The organism is Nocardioides korecus (assembly GCF_054778395.1).
The window spans coordinates 299,611-325,354 of record NZ_BAAGZO010000002.1; the positions used below are offsets into that span (position 1 = coordinate 299,611).

Annotated in this window: 19 protein-coding genes and 1 riboswitch; of the genes, 10 read left to right on the top strand and 9 right to left on the bottom strand. The window is 73.8% G+C overall.

The annotated features are described in order from the left end of the window. Positions 1-10: 10 nt before the first annotated feature. The gene (locus ACYVDA_RS04720) at positions 11-2,386 is read left to right on the top strand and encodes an SEC-C metal-binding domain-containing protein (protein ID WP_460815432.1); all 2,376 of its coding nucleotides are present in this window, start codon (positions 11-13) and stop codon (positions 2,384-2,386) included. Between the two features lie 110 nt (positions 2,387-2,496). After that, positions 2,497-3,453 carry a T3SS (YopN, CesT) and YbjN peptide-binding chaperone 1 gene (locus ACYVDA_RS04725; protein WP_460815434.1) on the top strand — a complete coding sequence of 319 codons (957 nt, stop codon included), beginning with the start codon at positions 2,497-2,499 and terminating at the stop codon, positions 3,451-3,453. Positions 3,454-3,485: 32 nt separating this feature from the next. On the opposite strand, the gene ACYVDA_RS04730 is transcribed toward ACYVDA_RS04725, so the two are convergent. Continuing rightward, positions 3,486-4,064 (bottom strand): hypothetical protein, encoded by a 579-nt coding sequence (locus tag ACYVDA_RS04730; RefSeq protein WP_460815436.1) that lies wholly within the window; start codon positions 4,062-4,064, stop codon positions 3,486-3,488. 98 nt (positions 4,065-4,162) lie between these two features. Here ACYVDA_RS04730 and ACYVDA_RS04735 point away from each other — a divergent pair, with 98 nt between their 5' ends. Further along, complete coding sequence (locus tag ACYVDA_RS04735; RefSeq protein WP_460815438.1) at positions 4,163-5,662, top strand: hypothetical protein; 1,500 nt, start codon at positions 4,163-4,165, stop codon at positions 5,660-5,662. A 21-nt stretch (positions 5,663-5,683) separates the two neighbouring features. Here ACYVDA_RS04735 and ACYVDA_RS04740 read toward each other — a convergent pair whose 3' ends face one another. The 3 genes from ACYVDA_RS04740 to ACYVDA_RS04750 form a co-directional block, all read right to left on the bottom strand. Next, positions 5,684-6,025, bottom strand: coding sequence for a transglycosylase family protein (locus ACYVDA_RS04740; RefSeq protein WP_460815440.1), 342 nt, complete (start codon positions 6,023-6,025; stop codon positions 5,684-5,686). A gap of 1 nt (position 6,026) precedes the next feature. Next, a riboswitch (cyclic di-AMP (ydaO/yuaA leader) is annotated at positions 6,027-6,211 on the bottom strand. A gap of 80 nt (positions 6,212-6,291) precedes the next feature. Continuing rightward, the gene (locus ACYVDA_RS04745; RefSeq protein ID WP_460815442.1) at positions 6,292-8,658 is read right to left on the bottom strand and encodes an MMPL family transporter; all 2,367 of its coding nucleotides are present in this window, start codon (positions 8,656-8,658) and stop codon (positions 6,292-6,294) included. A gap of 61 nt (positions 8,659-8,719) precedes the next feature. Then, the gene (locus tag ACYVDA_RS04750) at positions 8,720-9,334 is read right to left on the bottom strand and encodes a TetR/AcrR family transcriptional regulator (protein ID WP_460815444.1); all 615 of its coding nucleotides are present in this window, start codon (positions 9,332-9,334) and stop codon (positions 8,720-8,722) included. Between the two features lie 117 nt (positions 9,335-9,451). Here ACYVDA_RS04750 and malQ point away from each other — a divergent pair, with 117 nt between their 5' ends. Further along, a complete protein-coding gene (gene malQ / locus ACYVDA_RS04755) occupies positions 9,452-10,864 on the top strand; it encodes a 4-alpha-glucanotransferase (RefSeq protein ID WP_460815446.1) in 1,413 nt (470 codons plus the stop codon). A gap of 18 nt (positions 10,865-10,882) precedes the next feature. On the opposite strand, the gene cynS is transcribed toward malQ, so the two are convergent. Next, positions 10,883-11,317, bottom strand: coding sequence for a cyanase (gene cynS / locus ACYVDA_RS04760; protein ID WP_460815448.1), 435 nt, complete (start codon positions 11,315-11,317; stop codon positions 10,883-10,885). A 128-nt stretch (positions 11,318-11,445) separates the two neighbouring features. Here cynS and ACYVDA_RS04765 point away from each other — a divergent pair, with 128 nt between their 5' ends. Continuing rightward, complete coding sequence (locus ACYVDA_RS04765; protein ID WP_460815450.1) at positions 11,446-12,783, top strand: threonine/serine exporter family protein; 1,338 nt, start codon at positions 11,446-11,448, stop codon at positions 12,781-12,783. Between the two features lie 274 nt (positions 12,784-13,057). Here ACYVDA_RS04765 and ACYVDA_RS04770 read toward each other — a convergent pair whose 3' ends face one another. After that, entirely contained in the window at positions 13,058-13,855 is a 798-nt protein-coding gene (locus tag ACYVDA_RS04770; RefSeq protein ID WP_460815452.1) for a matrixin family metalloprotease, read from the bottom strand. A 154-nt stretch (positions 13,856-14,009) separates the two neighbouring features. On the opposite strand from ACYVDA_RS04770, the gene ACYVDA_RS04775 reads away from it, so the two are divergent. Together ACYVDA_RS04775 and pcrA are read left to right on the top strand one after the other, a co-directional pair. Continuing rightward, complete coding sequence (locus ACYVDA_RS04775; RefSeq protein WP_460815454.1) at positions 14,010-16,658, top strand: glucosidase family protein; 2,649 nt, start codon at positions 14,010-14,012, stop codon at positions 16,656-16,658. Positions 16,659-16,735: 77 nt separating this feature from the next. Further along, the gene (pcrA, locus tag ACYVDA_RS04780) at positions 16,736-19,249 is read left to right on the top strand and encodes a DNA helicase PcrA (protein ID WP_460815456.1); all 2,514 of its coding nucleotides are present in this window, start codon (positions 16,736-16,738) and stop codon (positions 19,247-19,249) included. Here pcrA and ACYVDA_RS04785 read toward each other — a convergent pair. Beyond that, complete coding sequence (locus tag ACYVDA_RS04785; protein ID WP_460815458.1) at positions 19,246-20,094, bottom strand: M23 family metallopeptidase; 849 nt, start codon at positions 20,092-20,094, stop codon at positions 19,246-19,248. The genes pcrA and ACYVDA_RS04785 overlap by 4 nt on opposite strands. Before the next feature lie 105 nt (positions 20,095-20,199). Between ACYVDA_RS04785 and ACYVDA_RS04790 the strand changes: the two genes are divergently transcribed. After that, on the top strand, positions 20,200-20,586 hold the full coding sequence (locus ACYVDA_RS04790) for a cobalamin B12-binding domain-containing protein (protein ID WP_460815460.1): 387 nt from the start codon (positions 20,200-20,202) through the stop codon (positions 20,584-20,586). A 90-nt stretch (positions 20,587-20,676) separates the two neighbouring features. Here ACYVDA_RS04790 and ACYVDA_RS04795 read toward each other — a convergent pair whose 3' ends face one another. Both ACYVDA_RS04795 and ACYVDA_RS04800 read right to left on the bottom strand, forming a co-directional pair. Continuing rightward, complete coding sequence (locus ACYVDA_RS04795; protein WP_460815461.1) at positions 20,677-22,554, bottom strand: alpha/beta fold hydrolase; 1,878 nt, start codon at positions 22,552-22,554, stop codon at positions 20,677-20,679. Positions 22,555-22,623: 69 nt separating this feature from the next. Then, a complete protein-coding gene (locus ACYVDA_RS04800; RefSeq protein ID WP_460815463.1) occupies positions 22,624-23,541 on the bottom strand; it encodes an alpha/beta fold hydrolase in 918 nt (305 codons plus the stop codon). Between the two features lie 128 nt (positions 23,542-23,669). On the opposite strand from ACYVDA_RS04800, the gene sucC reads away from it, so the two are divergent. Continuing rightward, positions 23,670-24,830 (top strand): ADP-forming succinate--CoA ligase subunit beta, encoded by a 1,161-nt coding sequence (gene sucC / locus ACYVDA_RS04805; protein ID WP_460815465.1) that lies wholly within the window; start codon positions 23,670-23,672, stop codon positions 24,828-24,830. A 16-nt stretch (positions 24,831-24,846) separates the two neighbouring features. After that, positions 24,847-25,743 carry a succinate--CoA ligase subunit alpha gene (gene sucD, locus ACYVDA_RS04810; protein ID WP_460815467.1) on the top strand — a complete coding sequence of 299 codons (897 nt, stop codon included), beginning with the start codon at positions 24,847-24,849 and terminating at the stop codon, positions 25,741-25,743. Position 25,744 lies beyond the last annotated feature (1 nt).

The window sequence follows — 25,744 nt, forward strand, 5'->3', positions numbered from 1 at the left end:
GTTGCCTCTCGTGAGCGAGGACATCGACCTGGCGGCGGCAGCCGAGCGGATCCGGCGCGACCAGGCCCGGGTCTGGCGCGACGCCATCGACGTGCTCGTGCAGATCGGCGCGGGCGTGATCGGCACCGCGCCGCCCGAGGAGGTGCTCCGCGTCGCCGAGGAGCAGCGCGCCCTGCTGCCCGCCGAGGTCCAGCAGCTCGAGCCGCTCGACGTGCTCACCTTCGTCGCCGGGCAGTCGCTCGGCGGGGCCGGCGTGGACGCGTCCTCGGGCGACCTCGCCCTGCCCGACTGGCTGGTGCTGATGTCGCTGCTGGTCCGCGAGGGGGCGGGCACCCCGTTCGACGCGGCCGGCTGGCTCGCGGAGCGGGCGGGCGTGGACAGCGGCACCGACGCCGCCGTGGTGGAGGCGGCGGTCGAGGTGCTGGGGCCGCTCTGGCGCGACCTGGGCCTGCTCGACGAGGAGCTGCGGCTCACCGAGGCGGGGCGCTGGGTGCTGCCGCACGCTCTGCTGGGGATCTGGGGCGCCCACGTCGACCAGCTCGAGGCCGACGCGGACGACCCGTCGGCCGCGGCCGACCCGCTGCCGGACGGGGTGGCGGACGCGGCCCTCGCGCTGCTCGCTCAGGAGCCGACGACCCTGGAGGACCTCGCCGACCGGCTCGAGGTCGACCCCGAGGTCCTGTGGGGCGGGCTGGTCTGGCGCCCGGAGGTCCTCGAGCTGGCGCACGGGGTGCTCGTGCACCTGCCGAGCGTCGTGGACGGCATGGTGCTGACGCGGAGGCTGACCGCGGCCGAGGTCGACCTCGGGGTGGTGGAGTGCCGCAGCGACCTCGGGCCGCTGGCCTACCTGGCGATGGACGGGATGCCGATGGTCGGCGGGGGCGAGGTCCGCTCGCAGACCCGCCGGGGGCCCGCGGACGAGGGGTTCCCGGCCGGGGCCTCGGAGGTGCTCCGCGGCCCGGACGGGTGGCTGGCCGGTCTCGCGGCCGGGGAGCTGGCGGCGTTCCGCCTCGTCGGCGACGCGCTCGAGGTGGGGCCGACCGACGCGGCCGACGACGCCGAGCTGACCGAGCGCCTGGTCGTCACGGCCGAGCGGCTCGCCCACGAGCGGCGCGACGACGACCCGGGGGTGGACTTCTTCGAGCTCGTGGTGGAGGTGCTGCACGAGACCCCCGGCAGCTTCCAGGAGCCCCACCCGCCCCTGACCGAGCTCCTGCGCGACCCGCGGCTCGCGGTGCACGACGACGGGATCGACCTGCCCGGGACGACGGTGGAGCCGGGCCCGGAGTGGCTCGAGGAGGACCAGCACCCGGCGTACGTCGCGTGGCGGGGGTTGCTCGCCGACGCCTTCGTCGCCCGCGACCTCGACGAGGAGCGCCTGACCGAGGTGGCCGGACAGCTGCACGGGACGCTGGCCGACGCGGTGGCCTCGGAGACCTCGGCCGACGTGGTCCGGGCCGCCCCCGTGGTCCAGGCGCTGCTGGTGCGGCACCCCGGCGCCGTCACCATCCACCTGGCGGCCCTGGTCGCCGAGGCCCGGGGCGACGGGTCGGCCTTCCGGACGCTGCTGGGCCAGGCCGTCGAGCAGGACCCGGGCCTCGTGGCGGCCCTGGCCGACCTCGGCGACGTGGCCGCGGTGGCGGGCGACGCGCGCGAGGCCCACCGTCTCTACCTGGCCGCCGGGGTCGATCCCCAGGCCCCCGAGCTGCTGGCTCTGCGCCCCGTGCTCGAGCCGCCGGAGGGGCCGGGCCGCAACCGGCCGTGCCCGTGCGGGTCGGGCCGCAAGTACAAGGCCTGCCACGGGCGCACCGACGCCCACCCGCTCCCGGTGCGCGGCGTCTGGCTGCTGGCGCGGGTCAAGACCTTCCTCCAGCGCGACCTCAACCGCCACGCCCTGGTCGACTGGGCCGTGACCCGGCTCGACGGGGGCGACGACGACGCCGACGAGCTCGAGGACCTGGTGGGCGATCCGCTCACCTGGGACCTCGCGGCGTTCGACGGCGGCGTGCTGCGACGGTTCCTGGACCTGCACGGCGCGTGGCTGGTCGACGACGAGCGCGAGCTGGCCGAGTCCTGGGCCTCCTCGCGACGCCGGCTGCTGGAGGTGCTCGAGGTGCGCGCCGGGGTCGGCGTACGGCTGGGGGACGGGGTGACCGGGGAGTCCCTCGAGGTCCCGGACCGCACCATGTCCCAGCACCTGCGGCGCGGCGACCTGCTGCTGGGTCGCCTGCTCGACGAGGGGGGCGGCGTCCTGCGGTTCTGGGACGACCCGGTCGGCGTGGACCGGCACGTCCACCAGCCGCTGCTGGCGCTGCTGCGCGAGGACGCCGACCCGCGCCTGGTCGCCGAGCTGATGACGCCGCACCGTCGGTCCCTGCTCGCCTGAGGGCGGTGCCACCGGGGGCGTGTCGGTGGGGCCGCCTAGGGTTGGACCCAGGTCGGGGCGCGACGCGCGAGGCGCGGGCGGTGGCCCCGGCCGGGGGAGGGGAGTGGCAGGTGAGCGAGACGTTCGAGGAGTCGGTCGAGCGGGCGTGGGGCCGGTTCGAGGCCGACCTCGGCGACCGCGTCCGAGCCGCCGCCGACGCCCAGGTCGCTGACTCCCGGGCCGCTGGCGCCCGGGCCACCGATGTCCAGCCCGTCACGGTCAGCGCCGAGTCCGCGGGCGAGTGCGAGCCCCACCTGCGCCTGGCGCTGTGGGACGACGAGATCGCCCTCGAGGTCGGCACGGACGTGTTCCTGGCCGACGACGACGACCTCGACGAGGTGCAGCGCGCCGGGCTGCTGGCCCTGGGCTGGTCGGCGCCCGACGGGGTCGACCACCCGACCTGGTGGTGCGACGTGGAGATCGGCGAGCTCGACGCGGTGCTGTCCCTGGTCACGAGCACGCTGCGCGGCGTCTTCGACGTCGTCGACCCCGCGTTCCTCGACGTCGCGCCGCGCCCCGTGCCGGCCGCCGTGGCCGAGGAGGACCACGACGACCTGGTGCTGGGCTTCCCCACGACGACCGGCGAGCTGGCCGCGCTGGTCACCCAGGTGCTCGAGGGGGCGTACGGCGACGGCATCGCGCGCGACGCCGACGGCGACTTCCCGATCTGGACCGGCACGGTGCCGGTGTGGATCACCGCGATGGGCCCCCGCCGGGCGCTGCGCTTCTTCAGCCACGTCGTCATCGAGGTCGGCAACCCGGCGCAGGCCCGGATCGAGGTCGAGATCCTCAACCGGCGCACGCCGCTGCTGAAGTTCCACCTGGCCGGCGACGTGCTGATCGCCTCCTACGAGCTGCCCGCCAGCCCCTTCATCGGACCCACGGTGATGGGCACGCTCGACGAGATCGCCGACATCCTCGACGACCTCGCCCAGGACCTGGCCGACCGGGTCGGGGGCCGGTTGTTCTTCGACGCCGTCCACGAGTCGCACGAGACCCACGAGGCGCACGAGGACGACGGGGCCTGAAGGGTCCCGACGCGCCCGACCGGGAAGGGGCGCTAGGAGGCGAAGTGGCCGCGGTAGTGGTCGCGGTACTGCTCGGCGACCAGGTCGAGCCGGTCCTCGGGGCGGCCCTGGAGCCGGCGTACGCGCAGACGGCCCGCCAGGCAGGACTCCTCGGAGTCGGTGGGGTCGTGCTCGTCGAGGGCCAGCAGGCCGATGTTGAACCAGCGCTCGGCCTCCTCCAGGCGCTCGGCCTGCTCCAGCACCTCGCCGACGACCTCGTGGAAGCTGCCGCGGACGTCGCCCGCGGCCGAGGCCTTGCGCAGCGTCTCGAGCAGGCTCTCGACCTCGTCGTCCAGCCCGAGGGACAGGAAGCAGCCGAGAAGCTCGGCGCGAGGATCGATGGTGACCTCGCCGGGCTCGGCGGCCGAGCGCTCCAGCCAGGTGCGGGCCGCCACCGGGTCGCCGGCCATCAGGGCCTTCTCACCGGCGAAGAACAGCGCCTCGGCGCGCCCGGGGGCGCCGGGCGGGAGGCCGGCCACCAGGTCCTCCACCGCCGTGAGGCAGGCGTCGGGCGGGAGCGTGGACTCCCACTCCTCGAGCTGGTCACAGACATCGTCGAAACTGCCGGTCACCGGGACATGGTGCAACAGATCGCGTCCGATTTCATCCTGCGTGAGGCCTCTCGGGGTTCGTGTCGAGTGTCCTCGAGGGGTTCGGGCACCATGAGGCCATGACGAACCCCGAGCAAGCCGACCGCCGCGGACTGGTCTTCCCGACCGACGCCGAGGGCCGCCGCAGCACCTCCTCCACCGGACGCGCGGTGGTTGCCGACGCGTTGCGCGGGGTGGACGCGACCGGCGCGCGGGCGGCCGAGCAGGCCACGGCGTGGCGCTCGGACTACCTGACGCACATGCGGCGCCTGGTCGAGGCGGGGCTGTCCTCGCCCGACGACGCCGTCACCATCGCCCGTGACGGGCTGGCCTCGCTCAACCGACGCATGCGGGTCGCCGACAAGGCCGGCGAGCACCCGCTCCCGGAGTGGCCGGAGGTGGCGGCCGGCGTCGCGGGCGACCTCGGCGCCGGCCCCGTCAGCGGCGTGGAGGTGATCGGCAACGGCGAGCCGGTGCGCGAGCTGGTGCTGCCCTACCGCGGCGAGCGGCTGCGCGGGCCCGGCGTACGCCGTCGGGTGGAGAAGTGGGTCGCCGCCGGCGTCGTGGAGCCGAGCGTCGGTGAGGCCGTGGAGGCCGTCCTGGACAACCCCGACTGGCTGCGGCTCGAGGGCCGCACCGTGGCCGTCCTCGGCGCGGGCTCCGAGATGGGCCCGCTGCCCGCGCTGATGCGGTGGGGTGCCCGGGTCGCGGCCGTCGACCTGGCCCGCCCCGACATCTGGCGGCGCACCCTCGAGCTGGCCAAGGACGGGGCCGGCAGCCTCGTGGCGCCGGTCGCCGGGGGCGCCTCCGGCCCGCTGGACGAGGTCGCCGGCGTCGACCTGCTCACCGCGGTGCCCGCCGTCGCGCGGTGGCTGGCCGAGCAGCCCGGCGAGCTCGTGGTCGGCAACTACGTCTACGCCGACGGCGCGGTCAACCTGCGGCTCTCCGCGGCCGTCGACGAGCTCACGACGCGGCTCCAGGACGCCCGCGACGACGTCGCGCTCGGGTTCCTGGCCACGCCGACCGACGTGTTCGCCGTGCCGGGGGAGGCCGTCGCCGCGTCCACGGCGGCGTACGAGGGTCGGGGGGCGCGGTCCAAGGTCGTCGGGCGCCCGCTGCGCACGCTGACCGGGGGCCGTCTCCTGCGTCGCCAGTACGTCGCCGGCAGCGACCCCGGCGTCAACGACTCCCTGGTCGCCCAGCAGGGCCCGAACTACGCCCTGGCCAAGCGGGTGCACCGCTGGCGCGCGACCGTGGCCCGCGCCGAGGGGTCGACGGTGTCGATGAACGTCGCCCCGCCGACGCGGACCCGCTCGGTGGTCAAGAACCGCGCGCTGGCCGCGGCGTACGCCGGGGCGCACCGGTTCGGCGTCGAGGTCTTCGACCCGTCCACCTCCAACGTGCTGATGGCCGCGCTGCTCGTGCACGACCTGCACACCGGCGGCGGCCCGCGCCACGAGCACCCCTGGCAGGACGAGGCGTACGCCGCGGCCCACGGGGGTCTGTGGCGCACGGCGTACGCCCCGCGGAGCGCGCTGGGCCTCGCCGCGGTGCTGGGGTACGGCGCGGCCCGGGGCTGAGCGGTCTGCTGGACCGAGGGGTCAGCGGACGCCGATGCGGCGCGAGCAGGAGGGCCAGGCGCCCCAGCCCTGGTTGTTCCTGATCCGGGTGGCGATCTTCACCTGCTGGTAGCGGGAGGCGGCGTGGGCGTCGCGGGCGTACCGCTTGCCGCCGTAGGCGCGCCAGGTGCCGCTGGAGATCTGGAGGCCGCCGTAGTAGCCGTTGTGGGTGTTGATGTGCCACCGGCCGCCGGACTCGCAGTTGGCCAGGCGCTGCCAGGTGCGCATGGTGGCCGCGTCGGCGGAGCCGGCGAAGGAGAGGGTGACCAGGACGGTGGTGACCAGGGCGACCGCGAGAGCGGACGCGAGGGTGCGCAGGCGCATGAGTGTTCCTCCGGGCGCCTGCGGGGTTAGCTGTCGGGTTCGGGCTGGAGTTGCCCGGCCACGTGTGTGGCCTCACCCCAGGACCGGCGCGGTGGGCGCTGGTCCGGTGGAACGTGGGTTCCCCGCTCCTGTCCGCGTGTGATCCGTGGGCCCCTCGCTCCGGACAGGATTGGGCGACGACGGGGGGCGCCCCGGTGCTCCGGGACGCCCCAGACCCTAGACGGGCCACGCGCCGGGCGGCAATGGCACACGCGTGCCATGTGGACCTAGGCGTGCGTGAGGTCGGGCTCGCGCTCGCCGGTGGGCTCGTCGTCGGGCTCGTCGGGCTCGTCGGACTCCTCGGTGGGGTCGGCGAGGTGGGTGCCGACGTACTCCGTCTGCAGGCGCTCGCCCTCGACGTCGACCGAGGGCAGCACCCGGTCCAGCCAGCGGGGGAGCCACCAGGCCTTGTCGCCCAGGAGGTACATCACCGCCGGGATCAGGGCCATCCGCACCACGAAGGCGTCGAAGAAGACCGCCGCGGCCAGTGCGAAGCCGATCGACTGGATCAGCGGGTCGGGCTGGAGGATGAAGGCGGCGAAGACCGAGATCATGATGGTCGCGGCCGCCACGACGACGCGGGCGCTGTTGCGGAACCCGTCGACCACGGCCTCGCGCGCCGACATCCCGTGCACGAACGCCTCGCGCATCCGGGTCACCAGGAACACCTGGTAGTCCATCGCCAGGCCGAACACGATGCCCATCACGATGATCGGCATGAAGCTCACCAGCGGCTGACCCTCGACCAGGCCGAGGTGGCCCTCCTGGAAGATCAGGACCGTGGCCCCGAGCGTGGCCAGGACCGAGAGCAGGAAGCCCAGCGTCGCGGTCAGCGGGACCAGGACCGAGCGGAACACCAGCATCAGCAGCAGGAACGCCAGGCCCACGATGATCAGCAGGTACGCCGGGAGCGCGTTGGTCAGCCGGTCGGAGACGTCGGTCTGGATCGCGACCACGCCGGTGACGCCGACGCTCGTGCCGGAGCGGGCCTCGATGCCCGACTGCCCCGACCGCAGCGTCGAGAGCAGGTCGGTGGTGGCCTGGGCGTCGGGTCCGGTGCGCGGAGTGACCAGCACCTGGGCGCCCGTGCCGGCCTGGTTCATGGCGATGACCTGCGCGTTGGTCACGCCCTTCTCCCGCGCGGCCCAGGAGACGACCTGGCCGATGGCCTTCGAGCGCTCGGCGCGCGAGCCGGCCTCGCGGGCGTCGACGACGACCAGCAGGGGAGCCTCGCGGCCGGGGCCGAAGGCGCTGGAGATCAGGTCGGAGGCCTGCCGCTGGGTGGTGCCCTGGGCGGCGGTGGAGTCGGTCGGCAGCGCCAGGTGCAGGTCCTTGGCGGGCACGGCCAGCGCGCCGAGGCCGACCACGACCAGCAGGAGCACGACGACCGGCGCGCGACCCACGAGCCGGGCCCAGCGGACGCCGTTGTTGAGCGCGAGCCCGTGGGCGTCGTGCTTGTCCTCGCGGCGGCGCACCCGGCCGGCGAAGGCCTTCTCGCCGAGCATGCCGAGCACGGCGGGCAGCAGGGTGAGGGCGACCAGCACGGCCATGAACACGGTGCCGGCGGCGGCCAGGCCCATGCTGGTCAGGAACGGGATGCCGACGACGCTGAGGGCGGCCAGCGCGATCAGGACGGTCAGGCCGGCGAACACCACGGCCGAGCCGGCGGTGCCGACCGCGCGGCCCACGGCCTCGGAGCGCTCGCGGCCCCGCCGCAGCTCGTTGCGGTAGCGGGCCAGGATGAACAGCGTGTAGTCGATCCCGACCGCCAGGCCGATCATCGTGGCCAGGATCGGGGTGGTGGTGCCGATCGTGGTGAAGGCCGTGGCGCCGGTGATGCCGAGGATGCCCAGCCCCACGCCCACCAGGGCGGAGAGGATCGGCAGGCCGGCGGCGACCAGCGAGCCGAAGGTGATCATCAGGACGACCAGGGCCACGCCGATGCCGACGAGCTCGCTGGTGCCGCCGGTCTCGGGCACGGCCTGCATGCCCGAGCCGTTGACCTGGGCGTCGAGGCCGGAGGCGCGGGCGTCGGCGAGGTCGGCGAGCAGGGTGTCGCGGGTGTACGTCGTGACGTCGGCCACGGACCCCACCGCGAAGGTCCACGTGATGGTGCCGGTCCGGCCGTCGGCGCTCAGCGGGAGCAGGGCCTTGGCGTTGGCCTGGGCGACCGGCTTCGGGGTGCCGCCCTTGACCGACTCGCTGACGGCGCGCTGGTACTGCGCGTCCGAGGCGCGCACCGGGTTGACCAGCCGCACGTCGCGCGGCATCTGGGTCAGCCGGGAGAGGTCGGCGACGAGCGCGTCGACCTTGGCGGCGTACTCCTTCTCGCGCAGGGTGTGCCCCTGGGGCGCCGCGACCACGACGGTGAGGCTGGCCTGGTCCTGGGCATCGGGGGTGCCGGGGAACAGCTCCTTCTGGAGGTCCTGGGCCTTGAGCGAGGGGATGCCGGGGATGGAGAAGCTGTCGACCATCGGCTTGGAGATCGACGTGGCGACCACCCCGATGCCGATCAGCGCGATCAGCCAGGCGGCGACGAAGACGGGCCAGCGGCGGAACGCGGTGCGGCCGAGGCGGTAGAGCAGGGTGGCCATGGGGGGCTCCAGGAGGTCAGGGAGGGGAGGCGCAGGGGGAGGGCGGGAGGCAGGGACGGGGTCAGCGGAGCAGGTCGCGGGCGGTGGCCAGCGAGTCGAGGAAGAGCGGGGCGAGGTCGGCGCCGTGGTCACCGGTCAGGAACCGGTCCATGGACAGGTGCAGGCAGGCGACGACGACGGCCAGGGCGACGTCGAAGCGCCCCCGGTCGTACGCCGACCCCTCGCGCTGCTGGACGAACTCCTGGCAGGACTCGACCAGCTCCTGGAGCCGTTGCAGCGCCAGGGCGAGCAGGCGGGGGTGGGCGTGCAGGGCCTCGCGACCCAGCGCGACCTGCTCGGGGGTCTCGGGGTTCTGCTGCAGGATCTCGACCACGAGGGTGGCCAGGTCGTCGACCAGGCTGCCGTGGGGGCCGCCGGCCACGAAGGTCTCGAAGAGCTCCGGGGTGGGGCTGGGGAACGGGCCGAGGACGGCGTCGTCCTTGCCGGGCACGTAGTTGAACAGGGTGCGCCGGGAGACGCCGGTCTCCTGGGCGAGGTCGTCCATCGTGAAGCCGTCCAGGCCGTGCTGGACGGTCAGGCGGCGGGCCACCTCGGTGATCCGCTGCGCGGTCTGCTGCCGCTTGGCCGTGCGCAGGTCGGGCGCGGCGTTCGGAGCCGTGGTTGCACTCTGGGTCACGAAGTGCAGTTTTGCACTCAGGTGGGCGTGAGTGCAAAAGGTCGGGTGGTGGTGTGCGTCACGCCCGGGTGGGCCGGCGCCCGCGGGGGCGGGTCGGTGAGCCCTAGGATCACGGGCATGTCTGAAGGCGCCGTCGGGTCCGGTCCGCTCCAGGTGCGTCGCGCGGGCGTCCTGCTCCACGTCACCTCGCTCCCCGAGGGTGACCTGGGTCCGGGGGCGCACGCGTTCGTGGACTTCCTGGCCGACGCCGGCGTGAGCGTCTGGCAGGTGCTGCCGCTGGTGCCGGTGCACGAGGACGAGGGGTCGCCGTACAACTCCCTCTCGGCGATGGCCGGCAACCCGCTGCTGATCAGCGCCGAGCTGCGCGACGAGGCGGGCCTGGGGTCGGTGGCCGAGCTCAGCGAGGAGCAGCGCACGCAGTTCGAGGTGTGGTGCGAGCAGCAGCCCTGGCTCGAGGAGTACGCCGAGTTCACCGTGCTGCGCGAGCTGGCCGGGCGCACCTCGTGGCTCACCTGGGAGCCCGGCCTGCGCGACCGCGACCCCGAGCGGGTCGCCGAGGTGCTCGCGCCGGTGGCCGACCGCGTCGAGGCGGTGCGCCTGGAGCAGTGGGTCTTCGCCGAGCAGTGGCTCTCGCTGACCACCCACGCCGCCGCGCGGGGCGTCCTGCTCTTCGGCGACCTGCCGATCTTCGTGGCCCCCGACAGCGCCGACGTCTGGGCGGCCCGGGAGCTCTTCCAGCTCGACGACCAGGGCCGGCCGACCGAGGTGACCGGGGTGCCGCCGGACTACTTCGCCGTGGACGGCCAGCGCTGGAACAACCCGCACTACGACTGGGAGGCCATGGCCGCCGACGGGTTCGCCTGGTGGCGCCGACGGATCGCCCGCCAGCGCGAGCTGTTCGACCTCGTGCGGATCGACCACTTCCGCGGGTTCGAGGCCGCCTGGCACGTCCCCGTCGACGCCCCCACCGCCAAGGACGGCCACTGGGTCACCGGGCCCGGCCACGCCGTGCTGGAGGCGCTGGTCGAGGCCGCCGGCCCCGGGACGCTCGTGGCCGAGGACCTCGGCGTGATCACCCCCGAGGTCGACCGGCTGCGCACCGACTTCGGCCTGCCGGGGATGAAGGTGCTCCAGTTCGCCTTCGACGGCGACGCCGAGAACCCCTACCTGCCCGAGCGCCACGGCGTGAACGCGGTCGTCTACACCGGCACCCACGACAACGACACCACGCTCGGCTGGTGGCGCTCGATCGACGAGGACACCCGGCGGCGCACCCGCGAGCACCTCCAGGACCCGACCGAGGAGATGCCGTGGGCGCTCGTGCGGCTCGCGACGGCCTCGACCGCGCAGCTGGCCGTCGTGCCCGCCCAGGACCTGCTCGGCCTGGGCAGCGAGGCCCGGATGAACACCCCCGGCGTGCGCGACGGCAACTGGGGCTGGCGGGCGCCGGCCGGCTCCTTCACCCCCGCGCTCGCCGAGCGGCTCCGGGGCCTGGTCGAGGACGCCGAGCGGGCGCCGCACCGGCGCTAGCGAGGGGCGCGCGGCGCCTCACCAGCGGTAGTCGAGGAACTTCCCGTCGAAGGTCACCACGACCCGGTCGCCGTCGGGGTCGGGCCGGCGCGAGACGTCGAGCCTGAAGTTGATGGCGCTCATGATGCCGTCGCCGAACTCCTCGTGGATCAGCTCCTTGATGGTCGGGCCGTAGACCTGGAGCGCCTCGTGGAAGCGGTAGATCGTCGGGTCGCCCAGCAGCTCGGGCTCGGCGGTCCGGTAGGGCTGGCGCTGCAGCCGGGCCACGTCGTCGGCCGTCAGGTCCAGCAGGGCGCCGGCCTTCTCGGCGAGCTCGGCCGGGACCGGGTGCTGGCCGAACAGGGCGGCCACGGTCCACTCCTTGGGTCGGCCGAGCGCCTCGGCGATCTCGGCCCAGGTGAGGCCGGCGGACTGCTTGGCGGCGAGCACGCGCTCGCGGAGGTCGGAGGTCATGGCTGCCACCGTAGGGCCGCCGTGTGACGGTCCGGTGACGCGGGCTCCCGACCGTCCGCGGGGTCCCCTGTGAATCGCCTCACCGCGCTCGCACGAGGGGCTGGGGGAGGCGGTCGCGGAGGCCCACAATGGCGGGCGTGACTGACGCCCGTGAGACCTACAAGGTCCTCGACCTCGCCCTGCGGATCGGGGAGATCCTGCTCTCCTCCGGCGCCGGGGCGGCGGACGTCACGGCGACCATGCTGGGCGTCACCCAGCACCTCGGGCTGCGCAACGCCGACGTCGACGTGACCTTCACGCTGCTGCGGATGAGCTACCAGAGCGACCCCGACGAGGTGCCGGTCCTGCTGACCCGCAACGTCGCGGTGCGCGACATCGACTACGACGACCTGACCCGCGTCCAGGAGCTGGTCGACGACGTCCTCACCGACCGCGTGGACGTCACCGAGGCGCGGGCCCGGGTGGCGCGGATCAACTCCACCGGCCACTGGCTGCCCCGGTGGGCGGTGACGCTGGGGTCCGGCGCCGTCGGCGGGGCGATCGCCCCGATCCTGGGCGGCGGCCTGGTGGTGACGGTGGTCGCCACGGTCGCCAGCGTCCTGATCACCCTGCTCATGCAGGTGCTGAGCCGCCAGCAGTGGCCGATGTTCTACCAGCAGGCGGCCGGCGGGCTGCTGGCCACGCTGCTCGCGCTCGGCACCGGCGCGCTCGAGCAGCAGCTGGACCTCGACGTGGACACCTCGCTGGTGATCACGGCGAGCATCGTGATGCTGCTCTCCGGGATCGGCTTCATGGGGGCCATCCAGGACGCGCTCAGCGGTTTCTACCTGACCTCGGGGGCACGGGTGATCGAGGCGCTGCTGGCCACCGCCGGGCTGATCGCGGGCGTCTCGGCCGGTCTGGCGATCGGCACCTCGTTCGGGGTCGACCTGGCCGGCGTGCGGCCGGGGGACAGCGGGCTGGGCGCCCCGCCGCTCGTGCTGGTCGGGGCGATCATCTCGGCCAGCGCGTTCGCGTTCTCCTGCTACGCCCCGTTGAGGGCGCTGCCGGCGGTGGCGATGAGCACGTTCCTGGGCCACCTGGCCTACCTCGGCGTGCAGAGCCCGACGCAGTCGATGCCGTGGGCCGCGGCCGGGGCGGCGGTCGTGATCGGGCTGGTGAGCTACACGATCGCCGGACGCGTCGGGGTGCCGCCGCTGGTCGTGGTGGTCCCGGCCCTGGTGCCGATGCTGCCGGGCCTGTCGATCTACCGCGGCCTGAGCTTCATGTCCCAGGGCGACAGCCAGGGCGTCGTGCAGCTCTCAGCGGCCGCGGCCACCACGATCGCCCTGGCGGCCGGCGTGATCCTGGGGGAGTACGTCGCCCAACCGCTCAAGCGCAACGCCCGCCGCCTCGAGACCCGGCTGGCCGGGCCCCGGATGGTGGGCGTCATGCACGGTCACCTCAGCCGCGGCGGCCGGGGCTGAGCACGTCGGGGGCGTTGAAGGCCCACAGGGTGTAGCTGTTCAGGGTGCTGGCGAAGCGTCGGATGGTGCTCATGGTGTCCTCCACGGGATCGATGTCATCGGTCGGTCGGGTGGATCGCATCGGATTGGAACGATCCAAGATTCACTGTGCCCAACGACGGTGACGCCGAGATGATGCCCCGATGACGTCCTGGTTTCGGGTGTGCCGTGTCACGAGACGGGCGTCACGCCGCAGCGGCGTCCGCGGGTGCGGCCGCTCGTGGCCGGGCCCTTCCTAGGAGCGGCAGGGACCCCGGCCGAGCGCGGCCAGCCCGCGGAGGTCGCCGGGGCCGAACGTCGTGCGACCGAGGTTCTGGGCGTGCATCAGCTCGCCGGTGTCCTCCACGTGGTCCAGGCCGACCACGTGGCCGAGCTCGTGCATCACGATCGCCCGGGCCTCGTCGTGCGCGTCGGGACGGTCGGCGATCTCCTCGAACGCGCCGGCGTCGAGGGTGACCTGGCCACCGACGTAGTGGCTCACCCCGCCGGGCACGCCCACCCGGGTGCTGCCGCCGAGGCCGGCCACCGGGCCCTTCAGCCCGGGCACCTCGGCGGGGGTGGCGAAGGCGACCAGCACGCGCGGGTCGCGCCCGCCCACCAGGCCGTCGCCGAGCGGGTTGCCGACCGCGCGGTCGGCGGGTCGGGCCGAGGTGCGGCCGTCGAGGACCAGCCGCAGCCCGGTGGCCCGGCGTACGGCGTCCACGGCCTCGGCCACCACCGCGTCCGTGCCGCCCGGGAGGTCGGGACCGCCGGCGGGGTTGAGCAGCACGTGCAGCGTGCGGCAGCGGTCGTAGGTCACCGGACGGTCCGGCGCCCCGGGCTGGTGGGCGATGAAGCGGAACGTGCCCGCGCCACCACCAGCGCCGCTGCCGGTGCCGGACCCGATGCCGGACGCCCCGGCACCGCTGGTCCAGGTCGAAAAGCCGCCGGGGGAGAGGCCCACGCGCCAGAACACCGCCGCCATGACCGCGAGCGCCACCGACACCACGACGACACCCCTCAGGGTGTCGCCGAACGAACGTCCCCGAGCCACCCGGCCGATGCTAGACGCGTCCGGTGACGTGATGTCCGGTTCGCACCGACTGCCGGGTTCTGCGGCCCCGGGACCGTCCCGTGCGGACGATGTGACGCAGGACACGCCGGGGCGGATGCGACGCGACGCGGGGCGCGGGGGGTCCGATGGGCACATGCGTCGTACCCGTCTCGGGAGCCTGCTGCTCGCCGCCACGTCCGTCCCCACCGTCCTGGCCACCGCCGTGACCGGCGTCGCCCCGGCGACCGCCGCCGGCTCGGCCGTCACGCCCCGGCCCCGAGCCGTCGCCGCCGACGACACCGGGGGACTGGCCACCTCACCCGAGCTGGCCACCAGCACCCGGCTGGCCGACCGCCGCAGCCTGGTGACGGGCGACCGGTTCTGGTCGATGGGCACCGAGGACGGCAGCTACCCCGCCACCGGGTTCCACACCCGCGGCGAGATGGGCGGGTTCTGGACGCCGCCGATCAAGCTGCTCGACGGGCTGTGGTTCAAGGCGGGCGGGGCCTGGCTGACCGCGCAGAGGTACACCAGCGGCTGGGGCTACTCCCGGATGGACCTCGGCACCCACGACGGCGTCGCGATCACCCGCACCGACGTGGCCCCCGACGGCCTGCGCGCCGGCCTGGTGGGCCTGCGCCTCGACAGCCCGACGGCCACCACCGTCCAGCTCGCCGTCGACGCCCACTCCGAGCTGATGAAGGCCTACCCCTGGGGCGAGACCACCCCCAGCCAGAAGACCTACAACCTCCCCGACACCGGCGCGGTCTCCGGCAAGGACCTGCTGTTCACCGAGCAGGGGACGCCGCCGGTGGCCAACGCCGAGCGGCACGACTACGCCGCGGTCGTCGGGTCCTCGCTGACCCCGACCGGCACCGAGCTCGGCCCCGACCACCGCGGGCCCCAGGGCGACGTGGTCTGCCCCGCCTCCGGGCCCGGCACCCCGACCCCGCCCGCGCGGTGCGACGACACGGCGTACGGCAAGGGGACCGGCGGCCAGCTGCAGTACGCCGTCAGCGTGCCGGCCGGCGGCACCACGGTGTGGTTCGCGGTCGGCGGGTCCGACCACGGCGTCGCCGACGCGCGTCGCCAGCGGGCCGCGGCGCTGGCCGACCCGGCCCGGCTGCTCGCCCGCAAGGTGGCCGCCCGGCGCGCGGTCGACTCCTCCACCCGGGTCAGCCTGCCCGGCGACAAGCTGCTCGAGCAGAGCGTCACCTGGAGCAAGCAGAACCTCGCCGACTCGGTGCAGGAGGCCCGTGACCTGCAGGTGCGGGTGACCAACGGCGGGACGGCGTACCCCCCGGCGCGCGGCAGCGTGGCCCGGGCCCGCTGGTTCGGCGCGGGCTTCCCCGACTACCCCTGGCTGTTCGCGACCGACGGCGAGTACACCGGGTTCGCGGCCGTCACCAGCGGCCAGTTCGCGGGCATCGAGAACCACCTGCGAGCCCTGCGCGACGTCTCGCTGGTCGCCAACGGACGCAGCGGCAAGGTCGTGCACGAGGTGACCCCCGACGGCCAGGTCTACTTCGGCGCCACCACCGACGCGGGCAACACCGACGAGACGGCCAAGTTCCCCTCGCTGGTGGACCTGGTGTGGCGCTGGACGGGCGACAACCGCTTCCGCGACCAGATGTACTCCTTCGCCAGGAGCAACCTGCGCTACGTGTTCGCCAAGCTCGACCAGGACGGCGACGGCTGGCCCGAGGGCCTCGGCAACGTCGAGCGCGACGGGATGGGCGAGGAGAAGCTCGACAACACCGTCTACACGATCCGTGGCCTGCGCGACCTGGCCGACCTCGCCGCCGGCAAGAACGACCGCGCCACCCGCCGCTGGGCGACCACCCGGGCGAAGCGGCTGGAGCGCCGCTTCGAGAAGGCCTGGTGGAACGGCCCCACGAGCAACCAGTACGCCGACTCGCTGGACGACCCGGGCAACAAGCAGGTCTTCCAGCGCCACTGGACCGGCGTGACCCCGGCCGAGGTCGAGCTGCACCGCCCGGGCCGCCCCGACGGGCCGCTGGCCTCGACCGCCCACGCCCGCGCGCTGCTCCAGGGCCGCGAGGGCCCCTGCTACACCGACACCTTCGGCCTGTTCCACACCGGGACGGGCGCGACCACCGCAGCCGGCGGCAACAAGGGGGCGACCTGTGACAGCGCGACCTCGAGCGTGCAGTCCGAGCGCTCGGTGTTCACGCTGAACTCCTCGATCATGGCCGCGGCCGAGTCGGCCCTGGGTCGCACCGCCGCCGACCAGGCCGGGCACTACACGACCGGCAACGCCCGCACCCAGCTCGACCCGTCGGTGTGGGAGCTCCCCGGCTCGATGCCCGAGATCGCGCCCTCGCCCGACTTCGGCGCCAACATCGACAAGCCGCTGACCGAGCGCTCGATGGTGGTCCAGGCCTGGGGCACCTACGGGATCCTGTGGCCGGTCGTCCACTACCAGCTCGGGGTCTCGCCCGACCTGGGTCGTGGTCGCCTCGCGGTGGTGCCGCAGGTCCCGACCGGACAGACCACGGTGTCGGGCAGCCACGTGCGGCTGGGCACCGGGCGCGGCGCCGGCTGGGTCGACGTCAGCGCCCAGCAGTCCACGACGACGCTGCGCACGACCGTGCGGCAGACCCGGCGCTGGCGGCTGCAGATCGGCGCGGTCCTCCCCGCCGGGGCCCGGGTGTCCTCGGTGCGCCTCGACGGCCGGCGCGCCCGCGCCTTCCGCGTGGTCAGCACCGCCCGCGGCCGCCAGGTGCTGGTCGACGGCGGCACCGGGCGCGGCACGACCCGGCTGGTGGTCCGGCTGCGCTGAGTCGGCCACCCGCCCGCGCCGCACCCGTGTGGAGCGGGGCCGGGGATGTCGGGGCCCGGACGTAGGGTTGGAGCCCTATGAGCATGCAGTTCCCCCTCCCCGGCCTCCCGACCCGCACCGACGACGGGCCCGGCGCCGGGACGGCTCCCGGGAGCGCCCGTGGAGGCGGCCGCGGGGACGGCGACGCCCCGCGTCCGCGTCGGGGTCAGCCGACGCGGGAGGACCTGCTCGACGGGCTCAACGAGCCCCAGCGGGCCGCGGTCGTGCACGAGGGTGCGCCGCTGCTCGTGGTGGCCGGCGCCGGGTCGGGCAAGACCCGGGTGCTGACCCGGCGGATCGCCTGGCTGATCACCGAGCGCCAGGCCCACCCCGGCTCGATCCTGGCGATCACCTTCACCAACAAGGCCGCCGCCGAGATGCGCGAGCGGGTGGCCGACCTGGTCGGGGGGCGCGCCAAGATCATGTGGGTCAGCACCTTCCACTCCTCGTGCGTGCGGATCCTGCGCAAGGAGGCCGACAAGCTCGGGTTCAAGTCGAGCTTCACCATCTACGACGCCGCGGACTCCAAGCGGCTGATGACCCTGGTGTGCAAGGACCTCGACCTCGACGTCAAGCGGTTCCCGCCCCGGGCGGTGCTCAACTGGGTCAGCAACGCCAAGAACGAGCTCCAGGACCCGGAGGACGCGGCGCGCGACACCCAGAACGCGCAGGAGGAGCAGTACGCCGCGGCGTACGCCGAGTACCAGCGTCGTCTGCGCCAGGCCAACGCCCTCGACTTCGACGACCTGCTGATGATGACCGTGCACCTGTTCCGGGCCTTCCCGGCCGTGCGCGAGGGCTGGCGCCGCCGCTTCCGCCACGTGCTGGTCGACGAGTACCAGGACACCAACCACGCGCAGTACGCCCTCATCCACGAGCTCTGCGCGCCCGACCGCGAGCAGCCGACCGCCACGCTGGCCGCCCAGGACGCCGTCGCGCCCGCGGAGCTGATGGTGGTCGGTGACGCCGACCAGTCGATCTACGCCTTCCGGGGCGCCAACATCCGCAACATCATGGACTTCGAACTCGACTTCCCCGACGCCTCGACGATCCTGCTGGAGCAGAACTACCGCTCCAGCCAGACCATCCTGACCGCCGCCAACGCGGTGATCAGCCGCAACGACAGCCGCAAGCCCAAGAACCTGTGGACCGACGCCGGCACCGGCGAGCGGATCGTGGGCTACGTCGGCGACGACGAGCACGACGAGGCCCGCTTCGTCGCCGAGGAGATCGACCGGCTCACCGACGCCGGCGACGCCCGCTCGGGCGACGTGGCGGTGTTCTACCGGACCAACGCCCAGTCGCGGGTCTTCGAGGAGATCTTCATCCGGGTCGGGCTGCCCTACAAGGTGGTCGGCGGGGTGCGCTTCTACGAGCGCCGCGAGGTGCGCGACGCGCTGGCCTACCTGCGGGTGCTGGTCAACCCGGCCGACTCGGTCTCGTTGCGGCGGATCCTCAACGTGCCCAAGCGCGGCATCGGCGACCGGGCCGAGGCCTGCGTCGAGTCGCTGGCCCAGCGCGACCGGCTCACCTTCTGGGAGGCGCTCCAGCGCGCGGAGCACGCGCCCGGCATCGCGACCCGGTCGCTGAAGATGATCACCGGCTTCGTGGAGATCATCGAGCAGCTCCAGTCCATGGTCGAGGCCGGCGAGCGGGTCGACGTCGTGCTCGAGCAGGCGCTCACCCGCAGCGGCTACCTCAAGGAGCTCGAGGACTCCGAGGACCCCCAGGACGACACCCGGGTGGAGAACCTCGCCGAGCTAGTCGCGGTCGCGCGGGAGTTCGCCGACGATCCGGTGCTCGGGCCCTCGGCCGATCCCGCGGACGCCGACGCCCCGGCCGACCCGCCCGGGCTGGTCGACTTCCTCGAGCGGGTCTCGCTGGTCGCGGACTCCGACCAGATCCCCGACGCCCCGGGCGAGGGCGAGGAGGGGGAGCCGGCCCCGTCACCGGGGATGGTCACGATGATGACCCTGCACACCGCCAAGGGCCTGGAGTTCCCGGTCGTCTTCCTGACCGGGCTGGAGGACGGCGTCTTCCCGCACCTGCGCTCTCTGGGGGACAAGGTGGAGCTCGAGGAGGAGCGCCGGCTGGCCTACGTCGGCCTGACCCGCGCCCGCGAGCGGCTCTACGTCTCCCGCGCGGTGGTCCGCTCGGCGTGGGGTGCCCCGTCGCACAACCCCGCCTCCCGCTTCCTCGACGAGCTGCCCGGCGACCTGGTCGACTGGCGCCGCACCGAGGCCGCGATGTCGTCGTGGAACCGCCCGTCGTACTCCGTGGGGGGCAGCTCCGGTGGCGGCTACTCCGGGGCCCGCGCGCCCCAGCGGCAGTTCGGCACGGCCGCGGCGCGTCGCGACGCGACCTCCAAGGCCAAGGCCGGCCGCGCGATCCCCTCGCTGGACCCGGGCGACCGCGTGCAGCACGACACCTTCGGCCTGGGCACGGTGGTGGCCCTGGAGGGGGCCGGCGACAGCTCGGTCGCCTCGATCGACTTCGGCAGCGACGGGGTCAAGCGGCTGCTGCTGCGCTACGCCCCGGTGGAGAAGCTCTAGGGCTGCAGGCCGTGGTGGACCAGCGCCTGGAACGGGTCGACCGGGTCACCGCCGCCGGGACGCACCTCGAGGTGCAGGTGGGGGCCGGTGACGTTGCCGGTGGCGCCGATCAGCCCGATGCGCTGGCCGGAGGTCACCTTCTGGCCGGGCTTGACCTGGATCGCGCTCTGGTGGCAGTAGTAGAGCTCGGTGCCGTCCTCGAGCGTCTCCACGGTGCGGTTGCCGTAGGCGCCGGCCCAGCCGGTCTGGGTGATGGTGCCGGGCGCCACGGCCACGATCGGGGTGCCGGTGGGGGCCGCGAAGTCGAGCCCCGTGTGGTTGTTGACCCAGCGTCCGCCGGCCTGGCCGAAGCGCGCGGTCAGGTGGTAGCCGCTGGTGGGCAGCACCCAGGCGTCGGTGGCCATCGTGGCGGCCTTCTCCTCCGCCGCACGGCCCAGCGACTTCAGCGCCGCGTTGGTCTCGGCGCCCTTGTCCTCGGCGGCCTTCTGCACGGGCTGGGCGGCGGCGTCGGACAGGGCCTGCCGCTCGGAGTCGCGGCTGACTGCCCGGCCCCGGTCGCCGACGACGTAGCCCACGGCGTCGGTGCCGTCGGATCCCACGGGGCCCAGCGAGCCGCTGCTCGTGACCGAGGAGGAGAGGGCGGCGCCCGGGCCCACCGGGGCGGCGCTTCCGGCGGCAGGTGTGCCGGGTGCCGACGACGTCACGACGGCGAGGACCGCGAGCCCGGCCAGGGTGCCGGCCAGCCCGACGGCCCGCACGGCTCGGGGCACCGGCAGCGACGAGCTCGGGCGCGGTCGGGGCGCAGCGTGGCGACCGCCACGTCGGGCGGCCCGGTGCTGGCTCATGCGTCGTCCTCGCTGCAGGTCGGTCGGTGCGGCCCATCGTAGGGGTCCCACGATGCAGGTTGTGGTGGTTGTCACCAGTCTGTGGACGAGCGGTAGCCTGCCCCCATGTTGCGCATCGTGGTGGCCAAGCCCGGACTCGACGGCCACGACCGCGGCGCCAAGGTGGTGGCCCGCGCCCTGCGCGACGCCGGTCACGAGGTCGTCTACACCGGCCTGCACCAGACGCCCCAGCAGATCGTCGAGACCGCGATCCAGGAGGACGCCGACCTGATCGGGCTCTCCGTCCTCTCCGGCGCCCACATGACGCTCTTCCGCACGCTCCTCGACCTGCTCCGCGAGCGCGACGCCGCCGACATCGTGGTCTTCGGCGGCGGCATCATCCCCGAGGAGGACGTCGCCCCCCTCGAGGAGATCGGCGTCGCCAAGATCTTCACCCCGGGCGCCACGACCGGCGAGATCACCGGCTGGGTCTCCGAGCGCTTCCCCGACTAGAGGTCACACGACGAGACCTGGTTTCGTGGAGGATCGCACCCACCTGGTGCGTGCGATCCTCCACGAAGTCGGGTGGACTCGGGGTGCGGGTCAGGAGCCCCCGCCGGGGGAGAAGCTCAGGCCGCCGACGACCGGGAGGGTGAGGCGGCCGGGGGCCGCGGCGGACGTGGTGACCGAGACCTCCTGGGGCGTGTCGTTGTTCGCGTAGGCGAGGTCGCCGGCGGCCAGCACGAGGCGGATCCGGTGGCCGGCGGCGAACCGCTGCGCGACGCCCGGCAGCTCGATGGTCACCGGCTTGGTCACGTCGTCGACGCGGACCGGGGAGATCAGCCGGTGCTGGAGCTTCTCGGTGCCGTCGGGGGCGACGTCGTACAGCTTGGCGAACAGGACGAGGTGCCCGGCGGGCCCCGAGGACTGGGCCGCGGCGGCGACCGGGGCGGAGATGTTCACCGTCAGGCGGGGGGAGCCGACGACCACGGTCGAGCGGGGGAGCACCGGGGTGGTCCACGCCGCGAAGGTGCCGGGGGTGTCGCGGACGTCCTGGTTGACGGTGCTGCCCTCCAGCCCGGATGTCTCGGAGTACGACGTGCCGAGCGGGGTGGCGGCGAAGGTGTCGGTGCCGTAAGCGACCGGGAAGCTCGAGGGCACCAGGGCGTCCTGCCCGGAGAGCAGCAGCGTGGTGTTCGGGGTGCCGGTGTAGACGCTGTTGGTGCCGGTGTAGGCCTTGTCGACGGCGCGCCCGGCGCCGGCGGCGCTGGTGTCGTAGGAGACCCAGTCGCGGAAGTACTCGAACTCGCGGCCGGTCGAGACGCGGCGGTCGCCCCGGACGTAGCGGTCCATCCAGGCGATCCAGCGCCGACCCTGGTGGCTGGCGTCGACCCCGCGGGAGAGGTCGAGGTCACCGGCCGCGGCCGGGCCCGAGTGGCCGCCGGAGAACCACGACATCTTCACCGGGGTGCCCTGCTTCTGCAGCGCCTTGTAGGTCGCGACGGCCTCCTGGAGGTTGAACAGGGTGTCGTGCTGGCCCTGGACGAGCAGCGTGGGCGCGCGCACCTTGGACACGTAGGAGGAGACCGAGGCGTGCCGGGCCAGCGCCAGGGTGGCGGGGTCGGGGTAGCCGGCGGTCTGGAGCTGCGCCGCGGAGAGGCAGGCCTGGTCGGCGAAGTTGGGGCAGCCGACGTTGCGGGTCGGGTCGGCGGGGGCGTACTGGAGACCGTCGGCGATGCCGATGCCGAAGAACAGCCCGACCCACTCCTTCTTGGCCACGCCGGGGGTGCGGTAGGTGACCCCGCGGGTGAAGCCGGTGTTGTTCGGCGCCAGGGAGTAGGAGAGGTCGTTCCAGGTGATCTCGGGGATGATCGCGTCGACGCGGCGGTCCTGCTCGGCGACCGCGAACTGGATCTGGCCGCCGTAGGAGCCGCCGATCATGCCGACCTTCGGGTCCGGGCCGTGCGAGGAGCGGTTGCGGGCGACGTAGTCGATGCGGCCCGTCCGGCCGGTCCCGTCGTCGCGGGTGTAGCTGCGGGTGCCGGCGAGCACGTCGACCAGCTGCTTGCCGGCGACACCGTCGTAGTCGGGGTCGTCGAGGGTGATCTTGCAGCCCGAGCCGCCGAAGCCGAGCCCGGAGTAGGAGATGACGACGTAGCCGGCCTTGGCGAACGCGCTCGCCCCGGCCGACTGGCCGGCGTCGTCCTTGGAGCCGCCGAACCCGTTGGTGGTCAGGATCGAGGGCGCCTTGTGGCGCGCGCTGACGCCGGCGGGCCGGTAGAGGTCGGCCTTGACCGTGCACGGCACGTCGCGGTTCGGCCCGACCTTGACGGCCACGGTGATCGCGGTCTTCGTGAACGACTGGTGGTGGGAGATCCGCGCTCCGGCCGGGCCGGCCGCGGCCGTGCTCGGTGCACCGGTCAGCAGGGCGGCGGGGAGGGCGAGGGACACGGCGGCGACGAGCGCTCCTGGGCGAGGCATGCGGTGATCAGACACCCACCACGTGGCGTCCGTCACAGGAATCGCGAGTCGTCCCGAGGGGTGGCCGCCTCAGGCGGTGGGCGCGGGGTGCCGGCGCACGTGCTCGGCGACCAGCGCGGCCAGCTCCGCGGGTCGCGCGCGCGGCACCCAGTGACCCTCGTCGAGCTCGATCCGGGTCAGGTCGCGGCATCGGGCCTCGAGGCCCTCGGTCGAGAGCGGCAGCACGAAGCCGTCGCGCTGCGCGACGACGAGCAGGACCGGCAGCGAGGTGCGCCAGCGCGGGGCGGGGCCGCGGAGCCGGCGTACGACGTTGGCGCGGTAGATCTCCAGCGCCGGCACCGCGTCGTGGGCCAGGCCCGGCCCCCACGGCAGCAGCGCCAGGGTGGGGTCGAGCCGGCGCAGCAGCGGCCGGAGCACGCGCTGCAGGCGGCGCCAGGTCAGCTCGGGCAGCCGGGGGAGCAGGAAGAACCAGACGTACCAGCTGTGCACGAGCTGCGGCAGCATCCGGCGTACGCCGCGCCAGCCCGCGGTCCGCGCCGCGAGGTGGTCCAGCGAGGGCCCGCTGACCGAGGTCCAGGTCAGCAGCCGCCCGGCCAGCCGGGCGTCACCGACGGCGGCGGCCGCGACCGCGTCCCAGCCGGCGATCGAGCCCCAGTCGTGCCCGACCAGGTGGACCGGGTCGCCCGCCGGCGTCGTGGCGTCGAGGACCGCGACCAGGTCGTCGACGTGGTGGTGCAGGCGGTAGTCCGCGCGGGCGGTCGGCCGGGTGGAGCGACCCGCGCCGCGGGAGTCGTAGGTGACGACGTGCCAGTCCGCGGGGAGCGCCGCGACCACCGGGTCCCACATCGTCTGGTCGTCGGGGAAGCCGTGCATCAGCACCACGTGGGTGCCGGCGTCGCGAGCGCCGTGCTCGCGCACCGCCAGCGTCACGGGGGTGGCGTCCGGCCCGGTCGGCACGGGCGTGACCTGCGTCTCTCCGGCCCTCACGTGGGGGACCTTACGTGGCCGACCGGCGCGTTCAGGTCTAGGGTCGGGCAGCGGACGAGCCTGGTGTCCCCACCAGTGAAGTTGCGCGTCCCTCTCTACCGACACACCACTAGAGGAGCGGTCGACCCGTGGACCTGATGGAGTACCAAGCGAAGGAGCTCTTCGCCAAGCACGGCGTACCGGTGACCGAGGGCATCGTCGCCACCACGCCCGAGGAGGCCCGCGCGGCCGCCGAGAAGCTGGGCGTCGTGGTCGTCAAGGCCCAGGTCAAGGCCGGAGGCCGCGGCAAGGCCGGCGGCGTGAAGCTGGCGAAGACCCCCGACGAGGCCTTCGAGCACGCGTCGAACATCCTCGGCATGGAGATCAAGGGCCTCACCGTCCACCGTGTCCTGATCGCGCCCGGCGCGAGCATCGAGGACGAGTACTACTTCTCGTTCCTGCTCGACCGCGCGAACCGCCGCTACCTGTGCATCGCCTCGGTCGAGGGCGGCGTGGAGATCGAGGAGGTCGCCAAGACCAACCCCGACGCCGTCAAGCAGATCGCGATCGACCCCGGCACCGGTGTCGACGAGGAGAAGGCGAAGGCCATCGTGGCCGAGGCCGGCTTCCCCGCCGAGCTCACCGACCAGGCCGTGCAGACGGTCCTGGCGCTGTGGAAGACCTTCGTCGAGGAGGACGCCACCCTCGTCGAGGTCAACCCGCTCGCCCGCCTGACCGGCGACAAGCTCGAGGCGCTCGACGGCAAGGTCTCGCTGGACGAGAACGCCGAGTTCCGCCACGAGGACCACGCCGCGTTCGAGGACAAGGACGCCGCGGACCCGCTCGAGGCCAAGGCCAAGGGCATGGGCCTGAACTACGTCAAGCTCGACGGCGAGGTCGGCATCATCGGCAACGGCGCGGGGCTGGTCATGTCGACCCTCGACGTCGTCGCGTACGCCGGTGAGAAGCACGGCTCGGTCAAGCCGGCCAACTTCCTGGACATCGGCGGCGGCGCGTCCGCCGAGGTGATGGCCAACGGCCTCGACGTGATCCTCAACGACCCGCAGGTCAAGAGCGTCTTCGTCAACGTCTTCGGCGGCATCACCTCCTGCGACGCCGTGGCCAACGGCATCGTCGGCGCGCTCGACATCCTCGGCGACGAGGCCAGCAAGCCCCTCGTGGTGCGTCTGGACGGCAACAACGTCGAGGAGGGCCGCCGGATCCTCGAGGAGAAGAACCACCCGCTGGTCACCCTCGTGGACACCATGGACGGCGCGGCCGACAAGGCCGCCGAGCTGGCGAACGCCTGAGGACGAGGAGAACACCATGTCGATCTTCCTGAACAAGGACTCCAAGGTCATCGTCCAGGGCATCACCGGCGGTGAGGGCACCAAGCACACCCGCCTGATGATGCGCTCGGGCACCCAGGTCGTGGGCGGCGTCAACGCCCGCAAGGCCGGCACCACGGTCACCCACGCGGACGCCGACGGCAACGACGTCGAGCTGCCCGTCTTCGGCTCGGTCGAGGAGGCCATGAAGGAGACCGGCGCCGACGTGTCGGTCGCCTTCGTCCCCCCGGCCTTCACCAAGGACGCCTGCATCGAGGCCATCGACGCCGGCATCGGCCTGCTCGTGGTCATCACCGAGGGCGTGCCCGTGCAGGACACCGCCGAGGTCTTCGCCTACCTCGAGGGCAAGTCCACCCGGATGATCGGGCCCAACTGCCCCGGCATCATCACCCCGGGTGAGGCCCTGGCCGGCATCACGCCCGCCACGATCGCCGGCTCCGGCCCGGTCGGGCTGGTCTCGAAGTCCGGCACGCTGACCTACCAGATGATGTTCGAGCTGCGCGACCACGGCTTCTCGACCGCCATCGGCATCGGCGGCGACCCGGTCATCGGCACCACGCACATCGACGCGCTCGAGGCCTTCGAGGCCGACCCCGACACCAAGGCGATCGTGATGATCGGCGAGATCGGTGGCGACGCGGAGGAGCGTGCGGCGGCGTACATCAAGGAGCACGTGACCAAGCCGGTCGTCGGCTACGTCGCGGGCTTCACCGCCCCCGAGGGCAAGACGATGGGCCACGCCGGCGCCATCGTGTCCTCGGGCGCCGGCACCGCCCAGGGCAAGAAGGACGCCCTCGAGGCCGCCGGGGTCAAGGTCGGCAAGACGCCGTCCGAGACCGCTCAGCTGATGCGCGACATCCTCAAGGACCTCTAGT